General features: G+C 40.9%; 15 protein-coding genes. 4 read left to right on the forward strand and 11 right to left on the reverse strand.

Annotation, left to right across the window (positions count from 1 at the left end; translation table 11 throughout):
* Positions 1 to 18: 18 nt before the first annotated feature.
* The 6 genes from ACE1CA_RS05585 to ACE1CA_RS05610 all read right to left on the reverse strand — a co-directional run bounded on the left by ACE1CA_RS05585 (position 19) and on the right by ACE1CA_RS05610 (position 4,848).
* Positions 19 to 1,188, reverse strand: a complete 1,170-nt coding sequence (locus ACE1CA_RS05585) for a zinc-dependent alcohol dehydrogenase (RefSeq protein WP_413278531.1) — start codon at positions 1,186 to 1,188, stop codon at positions 19 to 21.
* A gap of 48 nt (positions 1,189 to 1,236) precedes the next feature.
* Entirely contained in the window at positions 1,237 to 1,599 is a 363-nt protein-coding gene (locus ACE1CA_RS05590) for a hypothetical protein (protein WP_413278530.1), read from the reverse strand.
* Between the two features lie 21 nt (positions 1,600 to 1,620).
* On the reverse strand, positions 1,621 to 2,277 hold the full coding sequence (locus ACE1CA_RS05595; RefSeq protein WP_413278529.1) for a phosphoribosyltransferase: 657 nt from the start codon (positions 2,275 to 2,277) through the stop codon (positions 1,621 to 1,623).
* A gap of 18 nt (positions 2,278 to 2,295) precedes the next feature.
* Positions 2,296 to 3,174: an SDR family NAD(P)-dependent oxidoreductase gene (locus ACE1CA_RS05600; RefSeq protein ID WP_459563628.1), complete on the reverse strand. Its 879-nt coding sequence runs from the start codon at positions 3,172 to 3,174 to the stop codon at positions 2,296 to 2,298.
* Positions 3,175 to 3,303: 129 nt separating this feature from the next.
* Positions 3,304 to 4,401 carry a DJ-1/PfpI/YhbO family deglycase/protease gene (locus ACE1CA_RS05605; protein ID WP_413278527.1) on the reverse strand — a complete coding sequence of 366 codons (1,098 nt, stop codon included), beginning with the start codon at positions 4,399 to 4,401 and terminating at the stop codon, positions 3,304 to 3,306.
* A 36-nt stretch (positions 4,402 to 4,437) separates the two neighbouring features.
* Positions 4,438 to 4,848 (reverse strand): DUF2267 domain-containing protein, encoded by a 411-nt coding sequence (locus ACE1CA_RS05610; RefSeq protein WP_413278526.1) that lies wholly within the window; start codon positions 4,846 to 4,848, stop codon positions 4,438 to 4,440.
* A gap of 181 nt (positions 4,849 to 5,029) precedes the next feature.
* Between ACE1CA_RS05610 and ACE1CA_RS05615 the strand changes: the two genes are divergently transcribed.
* Positions 5,030 to 5,440, forward strand: a complete 411-nt coding sequence (locus tag ACE1CA_RS05615) for a DUF6335 family protein (RefSeq protein WP_413278525.1) — start codon at positions 5,030 to 5,032, stop codon at positions 5,438 to 5,440.
* A 375-nt stretch (positions 5,441 to 5,815) separates the two neighbouring features.
* On the opposite strand, the gene ACE1CA_RS05620 is transcribed toward ACE1CA_RS05615, so the two are convergent.
* From ACE1CA_RS05620 to ACE1CA_RS05640, 5 genes are all read right to left on the reverse strand, one after another.
* Positions 5,816 to 7,258 carry an MFS transporter gene (locus ACE1CA_RS05620; RefSeq protein ID WP_413278524.1) on the reverse strand — a complete coding sequence of 481 codons (1,443 nt, stop codon included), beginning with the start codon at positions 7,256 to 7,258 and terminating at the stop codon, positions 5,816 to 5,818.
* A gap of 243 nt (positions 7,259 to 7,501) precedes the next feature.
* Positions 7,502 to 8,347: a hypothetical protein gene (locus tag ACE1CA_RS05625; protein ID WP_413278523.1), complete on the reverse strand. Its 846-nt coding sequence runs from the start codon at positions 8,345 to 8,347 to the stop codon at positions 7,502 to 7,504.
* A gap of 57 nt (positions 8,348 to 8,404) precedes the next feature.
* Complete coding sequence (locus tag ACE1CA_RS05630; RefSeq protein ID WP_413278522.1) at positions 8,405 to 9,898, reverse strand: YegS/Rv2252/BmrU family lipid kinase; 1,494 nt, start codon at positions 9,896 to 9,898, stop codon at positions 8,405 to 8,407.
* 12 nt (positions 9,899 to 9,910) lie between these two features.
* The gene (locus ACE1CA_RS05635; protein WP_413278521.1) at positions 9,911 to 11,083 is read right to left on the reverse strand and encodes an EcsC family protein; all 1,173 of its coding nucleotides are present in this window, start codon (positions 11,081 to 11,083) and stop codon (positions 9,911 to 9,913) included.
* 235 nt (positions 11,084 to 11,318) lie between these two features.
* Positions 11,319 to 12,452, reverse strand: a complete 1,134-nt coding sequence (locus ACE1CA_RS05640; protein WP_413278520.1) for an EcsC family protein — start codon at positions 12,450 to 12,452, stop codon at positions 11,319 to 11,321.
* 492 nt (positions 12,453 to 12,944) lie between these two features.
* Here ACE1CA_RS05640 and ACE1CA_RS05645 point away from each other — a divergent pair, with 492 nt between their 5' ends.
* From ACE1CA_RS05645 to ACE1CA_RS05655, 3 genes are all read left to right on the forward strand, one after another.
* Positions 12,945 to 13,268 (forward strand): DUF5132 domain-containing protein, encoded by a 324-nt coding sequence (locus tag ACE1CA_RS05645; protein WP_486517668.1) that lies wholly within the window; start codon positions 12,945 to 12,947, stop codon positions 13,266 to 13,268.
* Between the two features lie 225 nt (positions 13,269 to 13,493).
* Complete coding sequence (locus tag ACE1CA_RS05650) at positions 13,494 to 14,651, forward strand: IS4 family transposase (protein WP_413280415.1); 1,158 nt, start codon at positions 13,494 to 13,496, stop codon at positions 14,649 to 14,651.
* Positions 14,652 to 15,299: a DUF1345 domain-containing protein gene (locus tag ACE1CA_RS05655; RefSeq protein WP_486517669.1), complete on the forward strand. Its 648-nt coding sequence runs from the start codon at positions 14,652 to 14,654 to the stop codon at positions 15,297 to 15,299.
* Positions 15,300 to 15,331 lie beyond the last annotated feature (32 nt).

A 15,331-nucleotide genomic window follows, 5' to 3' on the forward strand; every position in this document is an offset into this window, starting at 1 on the left:
GTTGTTTGCTTGACTAATTTACGGTTTTAAAACCACTTTGATGCAGTTGTCTTTTTTGTGCTTAAAGATTTCGTAGCCTTTGGGTGCGTCTTCTATATTCATCTTGTGGGTAATCACAAAAGACGGGTCTATTTTGCCGTTTTGGATATGTTCCAATAACGGTTTTAAGTAGCGATGAACATGAGTTTGTCCCATCTTAAAAGATAAGCCTTTGTTGAAGGCTGCACCCATCGGAATTTTGTCTAAAAAGCCGCCATAAACACCTGCTAAAGATACTCTTCCACCTTTGCGACAAGCGACAATTACTTGTCTTAATGCGGTGGGTCTATCTGTTTCTAAACGTACTGCTTGTTTGGCTTTATCGTAGAGGGCATCTAACCCGGTTCCATGTGCTTCCATTCCTACGGCATCGAGGCAAGCATCAGGCCCTCTTCCGCCTGTCATTTCTTTTAATGCTTCGCCTGCATCGACTTCTTCGTAATTAATGATTTCGGCGTTTCCTTGTTCTTTTGCCATTTGTAATCGTTCGGGGATTCTGTCGATCGCAATTACCCGATCGGCCCCCAACAAATAAGCACTTTTAATGGCAAATTGTCCCACAGGGCCACAACCCCAAACTGCTACAGTATCGCCCGGTTCTATTCGGCAATTTTCGGCTGCCATATAACCAGTTGGAAAGATATCTGTGAGGAATAAAACTTGTTCGTCTGTTAGTCCTTCAGGTATTTTAAATAACCCGACATCGGCAAAGGGAACGCGGGCATATTCTGCTTGTCCGCCTGCATATCCGCCGAATAAATGGGAGTAACCAAATAATCCCGATGGTGAATGACCCATCATTTTTTCAGCCATCCAAGCATTCGGGTTAGAATTGTCGCAAAGTGACCATAGATCGCGGTTGCAAAAAAAGCAGTTGCCACAAGAAATGGTGAAGGGAACGACTACGCGATCGCCAATTTTTACATTTTTAACTTCGCTGCCTAATTCAACTACTTCTCCCATGAACTCATGCCCCAAAATGTCGCCTTTTTCCATCGTGGGAATGAAGCCGTCATAAATGTGTAAATCTGAGCCACAAATCGCCGTTGAAGTAATTTTAATAATGGCATCACGAGGGTTAATAATTTTGGGATCGGGTACGGTTTCCACCCGGACATCATTGGCACCATGCCAGCAAACAGCTTTCATTAATTTAATCTCCTGAATTGAAAGGACTAACAAGTTTTATTTAGTTAACTAGCGTCTAATTTGGGTATTTTCTTTGTCAAAATATCCTTCTTCATTTCCTGTAATTGGTTTTGCAGTGTTACCAACCGAATCCTCTACTTGATTTAAAAACTTTTTCGTTTCTGGAGGTAGCGGTTCATTTAAATTCAGTTTTTCTACTATATTTTCTGTAGCGTTTTTTACTGTTTCTTTGACAGAATCAACTGGGCCTTTGCCTGCATATTCTGGTGCAACTTGATAATAGTCGCCTTCTGGAGTGATAGAACTTGATTGCGCTAATAGCAAGTTTCCAGAATTTAAAACTTGGCCTAAAAATAGTGTAAATGTGGCAACGCAAAGTACGATTAATTTGCGGAAATTGAAGGTTTTCATTACTCACTTACTCCTAAGTAATTAAGTTGCTGAAAGTTGACAGTTTGCCTGTTCCAATAGTGAACAAACTTCTCGATCTGTTGTTTGGGAAAAGTTGTTATACCAATGTCCGATCGCCCAAAGTCTTTCGGGTAAAATTACACTTACCACTTCGTTTACTTCTGCGCCAAACTGAGAAAAACTTTCTGTAGCAGCAACAGGAACTGCCACTATAATAGACTTTGGTTCGTGAGGTTTTAGCGCCATTACAGCCACCCGCATCGTAGCACCAGTGGCTAAACCATCGTCTACTAAAATGATTGTGCGATCGCGAAAATTAACTTCCGGTTGATTTCTACGGTACAGTTTTTCCCGCCTTTCTAACTCTTTTTTTTCATGTTCCATTATCAGATCGATCGCTTCTGGGGAAACATCAAATGCTCTGATAGTTTCTTCATCCAAGAAGCAGACACCACCAGTTGCGATCGCTCCCATCGCCAATTCTCTATGGTTAGGAACTCCCAATTTTCTCACTATAAATACGTCCAATGGTACATTTAAAGCTTTGGCTACTTCAAAAGCAACGGGAACTCCTCCACGCGGTAATGCTAATACCAAAACCTCTGAACGATTAGCGTATTTTGTTAGGTTTTTGGCTAATAATTGACCTGCTTCTGTGCGATCGCGAAATGGTGTCATACTTCCCTCCCCGCTAGCTTATTTCTTGATAGCGTGAGTCTCTTTGTTTTTTAATCCTTCTAACGAATGATCTAAGCGCAACTCACCTTGAGGTTCTTCTCGCAAATTGTTTGGTGTATCTTGACCAACTGCGCCTTTAGCAACAGTTACACCGCCATCAACTAACCACAATGCACCTGTCACATAACTGGCTTCATCAGATGCTAAAAAAGCATAAACATTGGCAATTTCTTCCGGTGTTCCCCGTCGCGCCATTGGCGTTCCTTTAATTAAAGTTTCCTCCATTTTGGCATCCATTGGCCCGGTTTCTTTGTGTGTCCAAGCTGTATCAATTGCACCCGGACAAACACAATTTGCCCGAATTCCATATTGAGCTTGTTCCACAGCAACTCCTTTCATAAAAGAGTGCATCCAGCCTTTTGTTCCGCCATAAGGAGCGTTTTGAGCTAAACCATTGAAACCTGCTTCCGAACCTGCGGAAATGACGTTTCCTCTGGTTCTTTGTAAGTGTGGTAAAGCGTATTTAGTCATCAGAAATGCGGAACGAATATTCATTCTGATGGTGCGATCGAAGTCTTCTACCGGATAATGTTGCATTTCCGATGTTGTCAGGAAAACACCAGCATTATTAATTAAAATGTGGAGGTTTCCAAACTCAGTAATTGCTGTATGAACGCAAGCTTGAGCATGATTTTCCTCGGAAATATCTCCGGCATAAGCAACAGCTTGACCCCCATATTTTTTTATTGCTGTTACTACTTCCGCTACTGGATCGCTGAGTAGTCCATTAACTACAACTTTCGCACCTTCTTTGGCGAATTTGTGAGCAATTGCCTCGCCAATTCCTGTTGCTGCACCAGTAACAATGGCAACTTTTCCTTCTAAACGTCTTTCCATCTTTTCACCTAAACAAAGGACTAAATTTTCAGTTCTGGCACCAAGGGAGGTAGAACCTCCCACAACTTGTTCCCAGGTTCAACCTGGGAACGAGAAAATAGAGGCTCTGCCTCTTGGTACAAATGCAAATTAAACACCTACAGCAGGATTTGTTGAAGGTTTAGCAGCTGGTGCAATTTCTCCAGCAAAACGTGCTTTATAAAGGTCTGCTAACCGTCGTTCGTATTTGGCTAAATCTTCTTCAATTTCCAAAAACAATGCAGTTGAAACTGGATCAGTAAATTGAGAACTCAGTTGATATGTATCCACAACTGCTGTCTGCATATCACCTAAAGCAGTACGCAACATAAACGTATCGTCGCTTCCTTGTAAGCCAGTTTTTATTTTGGCGTAAGTATCAGCTGCTTGTGCTGGTAAAGAGGGTTTTTCGCCTAGTGCATTCAGGCGTGCTTCGAGCATTTGAATGTGGCTGGCTTTGTTAGCAACTATTTCTTCTAGGAGCGATCGCAATTCTGGATCTGAGCTTCTTTCTGCATACTTTTGAAACTCTTCATGAGAATAACGCTCGCCTGCTAAAGATGTATTCAAAGCTTTAACAATCTCGCCTTTTGTAGAACCACCCCAAGCATCAGCAAGTTTCCACCATTCAGCAGTAATATCACTTTCATTAGGCAGATCTACTTCTTTACCACCATAACCTAAACGGCTTAAAATTGCGGTGGTGAAAATTGCTAAATCTCCCGGTCTTCTGGAAGTAATTAAATTGCCATCAACTACCAATGGTTCATCAATGTAATTAGCACCAGCGTTAATCATATCCTTGCGAATTGCCCGATAGCCAGTGGCATTTTTACCTTTCAGTAAATCACCTTCAATTAATACTTGAGGCCCGTGACAAACAGCAGCAATTAATTTTCCTTGCGCCATTGCATCCTTGACAAATTTTACCGTATTTGGATTAGTCCGCATTGTATCAGGAGCCATTCCCCCAGGAATAATTACTGCATCAAATTCTTCCGGGCGAGATTCAGTAGTTGTGGCATCAGGTTTCTGGGAAAGTTTACCTTGCTTTCCTAGATATGTGCTGTTCATCCGAGAACCGAGAACAACTACATCAAATCCTGCCATTTGTAGAGCTTTATAAGGTATTTGAAACTCGGAATCTTCCACTCCGGTTTCAATTAAAATTGCCACTCGTCTATTATTGTGATTGTTTTGATGTGCCATTTTATTTCCTCAAAGTGTTGGTAAAATTTGTTCAATTCAACTTCCAGAAACTACTTGTGAACTGGGGTTAGCTGAAGGTAATAAGTCCAAATAATCCGGCGAAAGATTAGCGCGAATATCTGCAAATTCCCCAGGTGTAACGGCAGTATTTAAAACTGAGAAAACAGCACGCGCATGAGTAGCAGCTGTCACTGGATCTACACTTTCTTTTTCGGCAACCTTTTGATAAAATTCTTGTAGAGAAAAGGCTTGCCCATTTTCTCCTTCTCTACCACGTAAATACTCGCCAATTTCTGCTGGTAATTGAGAAGCTAAATCTTTAGCTTCATCGCCAACAATACGTTCTTTTAAAGTTTCTAAAGTAGCACGAACAGCAAGTTCTGCTTCTTCACGAGAACCAAGCTGGGCAACACTTTGAACGTGCTTAACAAATTCATCACGTTTCATGGCATCCTCAGATGTTTTTTATCTCAACAAAAGTTGCAATCTCTCGTCGGATCTCTTACTAGGTTATGTATTTTCGCTCTGAGTTCTCGTCATTCAAAAGAGATAGATCGGTTTCGCTCTAAAGTCAGACATAATTTTTGGCGCAAGAAACTAACCTAGAAAAATAGAAGGAGCGTGTATTATGGCTGACAAAACAGATAAGAACCTAAACAATAACGAAGAAGTAATTTCTGATTTACCGCAAGAAATCACCGAGTCTTACGGAACTGGAATTAAGCCAGAGCCGGGATATAATATTGGTACGCGCAGACTGCGGGATGAGGAGAAACAATACACTTCGACTAGTCCCGAATTAAGTGGTGGTGATGTGGATGCTGCGTGGGAATTAGCTGATAGTGAAGGTGAAGAAGCTGTAGGTGGAACTGTTGCTACTCCCGATCAGAGTATTGTTGAGGAATTGGGTGCTGCTGTGGGTTTGGAAATGGACGATCGCGCTTTCCTCCGCACTACTGAAATTTTAGATGAAAGGGACGATCGCCGCTGGGAATTAGACCCAACTTCTTCCGAAGATTATCAAGAACGTCGAGAATAAATGTTAGTAAGAGCGCTGAAGCGCAACAACGTACCTATAATGTATCTTAAATTCTCCAGCAACGTACATTTTAGGAAAGGGAATTTTTTCTAATGGTGCAGGTAAAATTTATTACTGAGTGCTATCAATCTTAGGGAGGATTTCTGCGTTACATCGAGTTTTTTGTACTATTTGTATTCCAATTTATAGATTATTTAAAGCTACTTTCATTCCTTTGGTAGAAGTATGATGTTTGATTTTTAGATTAATATTAAATTTCCTTTGTGTAAGTCCTAAAGGTGATAACTGAAAACTTTCGTTAATTTTAAGTTCTAAGTTATGAGTTTTAAGTTATTAATTAACTCAAAACTCATAACTTAGAACTCATAACTATTTCTAGCGGGCATTAAAAGTTGGTTTACCGTTACCCAATGTTTCCAAACTTTTGCCTTTTGGTTCAATGCGAAATAGGAAAGTAACCAATGCTCCTAACAAAGAAGTAAAAACTAGGATGTGTAAGAGATTAGAAGTACCGATATTCTTGCGAAGAATGGGGAAGAAAAACGCTGTGGAAACAGCCCCAATTTTGGCGAAAGAGGCGGCAAAACCAGCACCAGCACCCCGAATTTCAGTGGGAAAAATTTCCCCAGCTATTACATAAGTCATGGCATTTGGGCCTAAATTAGTCATGAAATTAAATAACATAAAACCAACAAAAACTAGGATGGTTCTCTCATCACCTGCGGGAACTCCAGCACTAAGAGAAGCGATCGCCAACCCCGCCGCACAACCAATAAACCCAATAATTTGTAAAGGAATACGTCCTACCCAATCAACCAGCGGAACAGAGGCAGCAAAACCTAATACTAAAAGTAGATCGATCGTTCCCGATCCCTTTGTCGCAGCTAAATCGCGCAGAATAAAATTCGGTTCGGTTTTAGTAAACAAAGTTGCCAAAATTGACGGGGTAAAAATGCCAATTCCGTAAGTAGAAAGGTCTTGCAATAACCAAGGTACAGCAGCTAAAATTGTGGCTCTGATGTATCTTGGCGAAAAGAGATCGCCGAAATTTCGTTGCGGAGCTTGTTCTTTTGGTGGTGGAGGGGCAATTTCTACCGAACGTCTTAACAGCTTATCGGCGCTGCGGTGTGCGTCTTCAATGCGATCGCGAGACAACAGCCAGAGAGCGCTTTCCGGCAACGTAGTCCGAATCAGCAAGACAATTAATGACGGAATCACCCAAATAGCATACATCCAGCGCCATGCTCCCACTTCAGGATAAATGTTGAGCATCAGCAAACCGACTAACACTCCGCCTAGAGAGCCGAGAGCCTGAAAGCTAAATGCCGCAAGTACCATCCGCCCTCGAAAGCTGCTCGGCATTGCTTCGGAAATCATTATGTGTGCGGTGGGATAATCTGAACCCAGAGACATCCCCACACAAAACAGGAAGAAAATTAAAGCCGGAATGTTCCATGACAGAGCCGCCAAGCCGATAAATACTGTAAACAGGGCTGATTCTAGAACGAAGACGAACTTTCTGCCCAAGCGATCGGCTATATTCCCAAATAAAGAAGCACCAACCAAAATACCGAACAAAGTAGCCGCAGCCACAGTTCCTTTCAAAGTGGCAGGTAAATTATACTGCTTTTCAATCAAGGGCAGAGCCACACCCGTAGTAAATACCACCGCCCCTTCAAAAAATTTGCCCATTGCAGCTACTCCCCACAACCGCCATTGCATATCGCTTAATGGGCGGGGTGGAGTTTCATCTATATATTCTTGCAAGGTTTTTTTGGAATTCTGAAGGTTCTGTTCTTCTAATTCAGTAATCTTCATACAGTCAATGCCTCTAGTTTGAAAATTAGGATTTATACCAAATCCGCTTCAATACCCCTGTTATTCTTTAGTCCTTTTCGATCGCCAAAAGATACGAGGGTAACTAACCCGAATTTGATATTAAGAGTTCCGAATTTCTATGAATACTTAGTGCTACCCGCTAGGCGAGATGCACGTTTCAACGATTAGCAAAGAATAAAGTTCCGACAGTATGAAAGGGGACAGCAAGAAAGTAAGAGCAATTCATGAATTGCCCTTACTAAGATTCGAGTCCTGAGTTGAAGTAGTATCCTGATGATGACTACCATCTTGTTTGAAGGCAATGTCTCCAGCTAACTTGCCTAAATTACCTCCGATCGCCTTACCTATACCACCACCCAACCCAGAGAGCGCAGTTTGATCTACAAAGACACCAGCAGTTTCCCCCAATGATTCGCCAATGTGTTCTGCACCTTTTTTTTGCAATGCTTCTGTAAATTCTTCTTCAGTGATACCTGTTTCTTTTTCCCCAGGATGTAAAAGATGATGGGAAAGATGACTAGATTGCTGTGTAGCAATTACTTGCCCTACTAATCCACCCGCTTCCGCACCGATAATTACACCTACTGGGCCTCCCACTGCACCGATCGTACCTCCAATCACCTCGCCTACAGCCCCGCCTGCCATGCCTCCAGCCATTCCCGCCCCCATATCAACCAGTTTGGTGGGATGCTCAGATACTTGGTTAAGTTGATCTGCGGTTAAATCGGCTACTATCTTCAGTTGTTCCGACGCTTGTTTTGCAGCTAGATCGGTTGCTTGCTTCAGTTGTTCCGATGCTTGGTTTACCAGCTGATTGGGATCGCTGACTACAGCATTTACACCGTCTACAGTCTGTTTTACCAGCTGATTGGGATCGCTGACTACAGCATTCACACCGTCCACGGCTTGTTTACTAATATCTTGGACTGTGTTGGAGGCTTGAGTAGCTAAGTCATTAGCTTGTTGGACTGTTCGATCGACAGTATGGTGTAAGTGATGAAATAGGTCATCAAACGGATTGTGAGATTTGTCTTTGTCAGACTCTGAATTGTGAGATTTGTGAGACATAGTTAATTAAGTTTTGAGTTGTTTGTAGGGGCGAAAACCCGCCCTTACATTTTGCTTTTAGGCAATTTGAGCAACTGTGGATAGAATTTGTGGCTCTACTTCTGAGATAGGTCGATCGCGATCGAAATTAATGGCGATCGAAGCTGCTAGCTGATTAATATGAATTTCTTGAATACCAACTAAAGTTTGTAGTTTTGAGCGCAACTTTTCAGCATAATTAGAATCAAAAGATAAGCGGGGAATTTTTAGCCGAATGCGTCCGTTGGTTTTGTGAGCAATGCTAATTGAAGAAGCGAGATTTTTTTCTTTCTCCGGTTGGGGATTTGCTAAAGATTTAATTAGTCGATCGATCTCCCAAATCAACTCATAAAAAATTTGTTTTCCCCACTCCCAAACAGCAATCGCAGAATGTTTAATCGCAGATGTCAACTTGTGCCAAAGATTAATCGCTGCTTGCACAAGCTGGAAAAATTCCTCTAACAGCACCTCTAACGGATTGATAGGTAAGAAATAATCAAGAACTACCTCTTTGAGAGAAGCATTTTGTTTTTCTACTATATTTACACCTGAGAGTCCGACTAATTTTTGCTGTTGGGCGATCGCTCGATTGTAATCCGTCACTACTTTTAAACTTTGAGGTAATACCTCAAAAGTTACTGGAGTAGTACCAAACATTTCGCCATCAATAGTGATTTGCTGCGGTGGATCGGTGGTAATTGTAACTTTATTCGATCGCAAATATCCAATGTGAGCGTCTTCACTGCTACTGTGTACTAGTCCATTTTCCAGCAGTTCCATTGCAGTGGTGAGAGCATCCAAAGCGGTAGGAGGAGAGACGATCGTAATATCAAATAATCCGTCATCGGGGCGCATTTCCCCCGATCCCTGTGCCAAAATTGAAGTTGGTGGGGCAATACTCGCAACGGTAATCGCTGCTGCTGGAACTGTAATTGTTTCTCGATTTGTTTCTAGAGTAGCTTGAAAGTTACGCAAGTTTTGCAATTGTTCCAAACCTGCGAAAATGTAAGCCATGATGCCAAACTGATTTTTGCGTTGGCGATCGGCAGATTGCACTGTATCCGCCTCAAAGCCAATCCCCGCTAACAGCAACATCAATTTTCCATTACAATCTACTGTTCCGATCGTGCGAGTTGCACCCTGGAGAATAGCAATACAAGCTTTTTCCACCGTATTCGGTAAACCTAAACCATTCACGAAAGCGTTAGCCGTACCGCGAGGAATCACTGCTAAAGGAATGCCTGTGTTTACCACCGCAGTAGCAGCAGCGGAAACTGTACCATCTCCACCAGCAGCGATAATTAATTCTGCGCCTTGGGCGATCGCTTCTTTCGCCAAAACATCCGCCCCCACCTCTTTTGTAGTCAAGCGCACATCTAGCTGTAAGTGCGGTTCTAAAAGCGATTTAATATTTGCCAAAATTTGATTGGCATCCCCTTGTCCACAAACGGGATTAAAAATTAAACTAGCTTTCTGAAAGACTTTCGCTCGCTTCAGGTGGGTACTGGGTTGGGGTAAGAAAGTTGTAATCACTTAAGCCGCCTCCTAATTTACTGTATTGACACAGGCAATTTTTTGATTGTCTAGTAACCAACGCAATTGATATTCTCGCTGTGCTGCTGTACTGATTTCGGAAATCATACTGTCATCTGCCCACAAACTGAGGAAAATGCTCAAAACTGGAATCAAATCTCCCTGTGTTTCCTCTGTTAGCCCGGTAAGCACCTGCTCGATCGCTGAATCAATCAGTAAGTCATCTGTATCATCCTCGATCGAATCTTCCAAAGTTTCTTTTTCCAACTTTCGTTCGTCTAATGCCAACCGCAAGTTTTGGATTTTTTTCCTAGCTTCCTGTCGTTCTCGCTCGGTTTGAGCAATGCCAACATTAAACACCCCCCAAGCAAAGGCTTTTTCTTGCACATTTTCCGGGGCGTAACCGTAGCACAATCCAATCCGGTGGATAGTTACCAAACCTAATATCAGGGTTAGCCCATCATTAACTATTTCTCCGACTATCTCTGCAACTTCGGTGATGCCTCCCTCAGTTGTAACTTGCTCTAGCGCACTCTTGGTGACTTGCTCTGCGAGTCGATCGCACTTTTCCAAATCACCAGAACGCAGTTGATGATAATCTTCAACTAACGCTCTACGTTTGAGTTCTTGCCAATCTTGCTGCCAGTTTGCCGTCGCTTTGTCGGAGGCTACACCCATTTCGGTAAATACTGAATCGGGAATTATCAAACTTATTAATTCCTTAGTAGCAGCTAATACATATCCCAGCAATTCCGTCAACCAGAACGGCTTGTCATCCAGCCAGTCTAGAATCTCTTTGAATTGCTTTGATTCATATTCAGTTAATTGAATTACTTCATAACTGAAAATTTCTTTTTGCTGCAACGTGAGAGGAGATTTACTAACAGCTTTGATTGCTTTGGCGAGTTGGCAATCCAAATCTGCTTCCGAAATTGTGTGGCGATCGTAATTGATGACAATGGAACTAGCGATCGGATTAATTCTTACTCCTTTCACTCCCTCCACAGACTCCACCAATTTCTCTAACGCCAACCTGTAGTTATCATTACTTTTCAGTATGGGAATCTCCAGGCGGATACGTCCGGGAATTTTGTGAATTACTTTAAATTTTACCTCTGTAATTACCTCATTATTTACAACTTGGTTATCTGCAACTTTATCAGATATCTGTTGATTTGACAACATAAAATAGGTACCTCTCTCGACTTTAGAATAAATTAATTTTTTCTCATTAATTTGCACAAGTTTGTAACTTTTGGATCTTATAATCTTAGGTTTAGCTGACGGTGCAATATGCAATATTAGAATAATCAACTTAAATCAATTATGTAATTTTATAGAATATTTAGGTTGTTAAATCAATAAATCTCCCCTTGCCAGGAAGTTTTACGGGAGATTTATTGCCACATTTGAAAGCTTTCTAATTAGTTGAAGGAGCTATGCTGAAAAAGCTAATTTTTTGATTATCTAACAACCATCGCAATTGATATTCACGTTTAGCAGCTTTAGCAATTCCCTCAATCAGTCTCATATCTCCCAATGTATCCACGACAAAACTATAGAGCGGAATTAGTTGAGAAGCAGTGCTTTGAGTTAGCGTGTAAATAGCCCCTTTAACCGCAGAATCAATTAGTTCTCGATTAGCCTTTTTCTCCGTCAAATCTTCTACCGTGCCTTCTTCCAAGTTTACTTTATCAAGATTCAAACTCAGGCTTTGTAGAGTTCTTCTCGCTTCCTCCCACTCTTGTTCTGTTTGAGCAGTTGCTATATTAAAAATTCCCCAAACAAAGGCTTGCTCTTGAGGACTTTCTGGAGCATAGCCGTAGCACAATCCAATGCGGTGAATGGTTTTTAGCCCGTAAGTCATTGTTTCTATACTATCGCCCACTTCTCCGACAATCACATTTCCTAACTCTGTCAAAGCGGCAAAACTACCGATCGCAAATGCTTCTTTTCGGGAATGATTGATGATTTGCTCTGAAAGACGATCGCAAACTTCCAATTTGCTATATCGTAGCTTTGTATATTCCTCTACTTGCGCTTCGGGTTTAATTTTCTGCCAATCATGCTGCCAGTTTTTTGTCGCTGCTTCACAGGCTGTACCAATTTTTTTAAATACCCAAGAAGGAACGATAAAATTTACTATTTTCTTGAGAAACTGGAAAACATAGCCCGTCAATTCTTTAATTCCAAATGGTTTTTGTTTATCTAGCCATTCTTCAATTTCTGTCAATTGAGTCGCTTCATATTCACTGAGATCGATCGCCTCATAAGCCAAAAATGGCTGGAGGTGCAATGCCAAAACTGGATGATTAGCAATGTGAATCGCGCTCTCAAGTTTAGCTTGCAAATCTGCTTCCGAAATTGCATGGCGATCGTATTCCACAACTAAAGAAGAAGCTAAAGGATTAATCCTCACCTCTTTCACCATTTCGATCGACTTCACCAATTTCTCTAACAGCCATCCGTAGTCAGGATTGCTCTTTAACATTGGAATTTTTAAGCGGATTCTCCCAAAAACTTTGTGAACTACTTTAAATTCTACGTTCAACATAACATCTCTACATTGTTACTTTTTCAAGACAATACTCACCAACTTTGAGCGGTCTACGATCTATTTATTACCTAGAAAAATTCCCAAACCTAACAAATCTGCTAGGATTAGTATGTTTGATTTTTGATTAAAAATTCTATCAGAAACTTAGTCATTTGGCAACCAAAAAAAATTAAACTTTCTCGATTTTTCCCGCTCAATTTAATATCAATAATTTTGCACAAGTTTGTCACTTTTGTCTGATAAGCTTCGGTTAGCATCAGCAGAAATTCAGGAAAATTTTTTCTGAGGATCGGATGCAATAGACCTCTCCAGTAACTTTTGTGGGGTAAGCATCCTGCCTGCCTTTGAGTTTATTTTTTGGAGATGTCTAATAGATAATTATGGTCATAACCTGAGATCGGATTCCTTGAATAATGATTGAGTTTGATTGAGTTATCGGTTACATTACTTTATGTACTTTTGAGAATTCTGATTGTGGAGGTTGGTCAAATGGAGTGGGAAGCACTCTTATTGGGATTAGAGCCGATAACAGCGGCAGCGATCGGAGTTGGTGTAGCGGTAGCTGCGCCTGTGGTAGCGGCGATCGATTCTGCAACGGGTAGTAAGTTAGCAGAAAGCACCCGTTCTATAGCCAAAGAAGGAATGGTATTAGCTTTTCAAGCTTTTGATAATGCTCAATCTGCGGTTGCGGAAGCCCAAGAATCTGTCCAAGATTTGATGACAGAAGCGAAGAACGACCTGAAAAAAGCGAGACAAAAAGCAGCCGAAAATGGCGGATCTGAGGCTGTTCCTCAAGAGATCGAAATCAGTTAATTAATTCTATTTGAGTTCAGTAGACTGCCTGTTGTTCTAAAAATTTAAGGTGAAGATAAATCATGGAAGCGATCGAAGCAGTATTCTTTGGAATTGAACCATTAGCTGCTATTGCCTGAAGGGGTGACAACTCTCTGTCAAACCCTTACTGCGTGCGGGTTTGACAGAGAGTTGTCAAAAAAAGATAGGTCTGTTATTCTCAACAAGACCTAACTAATGAAAAAAATGAACTTATTACCTGAATTTTACACCCAACACTTAAAAACCCAACTAAAAAAAGCCGAATTTTTAATTTTGTTGATCTTAGTTGTAATTTTACAAAAACAAAGATGGGTGAGGTTAGAAGAATTAGCAAGTCTATTTCCGCAAAAAATTCTATTTGAGAGCCGTCGGAAAAAATTACAAAGATTCCTCTCGTTACCGCACCTAACAATAGAAAGGATTTGGTGGCCGTTGTTTAGTTATTGGCTAAATAATAATTTTCCATCAAAGTCAGTATTATATCTGGCTATTGATCGGACACAATGGGGAGTTGTTAATTTAATAGTAGTGAGTCTAATTTATCAGAAAAGAGCCATACCTATATATTTTGAAGCTCTACCAAAATTAGGGAATTCAAATGTAGAAAAACAGATAGCAACACTGTCTAAAGTCTTGCCCTTATTAGAGAATTACACAAAAGTAGTTTTAGGTGATAGAGAATTTTGCGGTGTAGACTTAGGCCAATGGTTACAAAGCCAATCACAAACGTACTTTTGTCTGCGCTTACGAAAAAATGAATATGTTGAATTGACTCCAGATAATTGGGTTCAACTACAAGAATTGGGTGTAGCTCCGGGAGTTTCTATTTATTTAAAAGGAGTTAAAGTCACTAAAAATAAAGGATTTAACCCAGCTAATATTGCGGGAAAATGGAAACGTAAATACCGGGGATGGTCAGTTGAGGAAGCTTGGTTTATCTTGACTAATTTTCCAGATTTAAAGCAAGCTTTATCAGCTTATCAAAAACGCTTTGGTATTGAAGAAATGTTTCGTGATTATAAAAGTGGCGGTTATAATCTTGAATCAACAGGTGTGACTGGAAATCGCTTAATTTCTCTAATTATCTTGATTACTTTGGCTTACAGTAGCGCCATTATGTCTGGGGAAAAAATCACCAATAAAGGTGTAGCTAAATATGTAGGTAGAGTGAGAGAACCAGGCAGGAAACACCGTCGCCATAGCAACTTTTATATTGGTATTCACGGCTATGAATGGACTGAATCTTTAACATTCTTTGCCCAACAAACTGCTCAATTAATGTCTTTAAGCCCACATAAATTGCCATATTATCAACGAGGTCGAAGAGCCGAAAAGCTTATCAAATCTACCTTTGCGCTTTAGTTGTCGCCCCTTCAGGCTTTTTTAACTTACTGGCTATTACCTTTACCCTCTGATTACCGGGATATTCAGCTGATTGCGGCTTACGTTGTGGGTGTTTCGGTTGATTTAGGGTTGATTATCCTGATGATGACAGTTTCAACCGCACAAACAACCATGAAGCGGGCAGCAAATGAAGAACCGAGTAATGCAGCACTCTTGGGTTTTATTGTACTGTTTTCCGCCATCACCCTAGCTGCGATCGCTCTTCTTTCAAACAATTCACACAATCGACCAGCACTAATTGCTAATATTCATATTGGGCTATCATTGCTGGCGATTTTTTTATCCTGGTTGTTTCTTCATACCTATTTTGCCCTTCACTATGCTCGGATTTACTATCAAGAAAAACTGACTTCAGAGAAGATCTACCTTGCAGAATCAGCCCCAAAAAATTATGAAGGTGGGTTAAATTTTCCTAATCCAGGATTGGCAGATTACTGGGATTTTCTTTACTACTCATTTACGATCGCCATGTGCTATCAAACCTCAGATATTTCAATTACATCTGTAGTAATGCGTCGCGTTACTTTAGTTCACGCGATCGTCTCTTTTATCTATGTTTCTAGCATCATAGGTTTGGTCGTAAATTTAGTCTCTAATTTGGTTTAACAAAGTTGGGGACTGGGGACTGGGGACTGGGG

It is taken from the genome of Floridaenema evergladense BLCC-F167, from assembly GCF_041929205.2.
GTDB classification, from domain to species: domain Bacteria; phylum Cyanobacteriota; class Cyanobacteriia; order Cyanobacteriales; family Aerosakkonemataceae; genus Floridanema; species Floridanema evergladense.

Bases quoted from the DNA above. Each gene is read 5' to 3' on its own strand.
- ACE1CA_RS05585 (WP_413278531.1), bottom strand. From the start codon at position 1,188: ATGAAAGCTGTTTGCTGGCATGGTGCCAATGATGTCCGGGTGGAAACC.
- ACE1CA_RS05590 (WP_413278530.1), bottom strand. From the start codon at position 1,599: ATGAAAACCTTCAATTTCCGCAAATTAATCGTACTTTGCGTTGCCACA.
- ACE1CA_RS05595 (WP_413278529.1), bottom strand. From the start codon at position 2,277: ATGACACCATTTCGCGATCGCACAGAAGCAGGTCAATTATTAGCCAAA.
- ACE1CA_RS05600 (WP_459563628.1), bottom strand. From the start codon at position 3,174: ATGGAAAGACGTTTAGAAGGAAAAGTTGCCATTGTTACTGGTGCAGCA.
- ACE1CA_RS05605 (WP_413278527.1), bottom strand. From the start codon at position 4,401: ATGGCACATCAAAACAATCACAATAATAGACGAGTGGCAATTTTAATT.
- ACE1CA_RS05610 (WP_413278526.1), bottom strand. From the start codon at position 4,848: ATGAAACGTGATGAATTTGTTAAGCACGTTCAAAGTGTTGCCCAGCTT.
- ACE1CA_RS05615 (WP_413278525.1), top strand. From the start codon at position 5,030: ATGGCTGACAAAACAGATAAGAACCTAAACAATAACGAAGAAGTAATT.
- ACE1CA_RS05620 (WP_413278524.1), bottom strand. From the start codon at position 7,258: ATGAAGATTACTGAATTAGAAGAACAGAACCTTCAGAATTCCAAAAAA.
- ACE1CA_RS05625 (WP_413278523.1), bottom strand. From the start codon at position 8,347: ATGTCTCACAAATCTCACAATTCAGAGTCTGACAAAGACAAATCTCAC.
- ACE1CA_RS05635 (WP_413278521.1), bottom strand. From the start codon at position 11,083: ATGTTGTCAAATCAACAGATATCTGATAAAGTTGCAGATAACCAAGTT.
- ACE1CA_RS05640 (WP_413278520.1), bottom strand. From the start codon at position 12,452: ATGTTGAACGTAGAATTTAAAGTAGTTCACAAAGTTTTTGGGAGAATC.
- ACE1CA_RS05645 (WP_486517668.1), top strand. From the start codon at position 12,945: ATGGAGTGGGAAGCACTCTTATTGGGATTAGAGCCGATAACAGCGGCA.
- ACE1CA_RS05650 (WP_413280415.1), top strand. From the start codon at position 13,494: ATGAACTTATTACCTGAATTTTACACCCAACACTTAAAAACCCAACTA.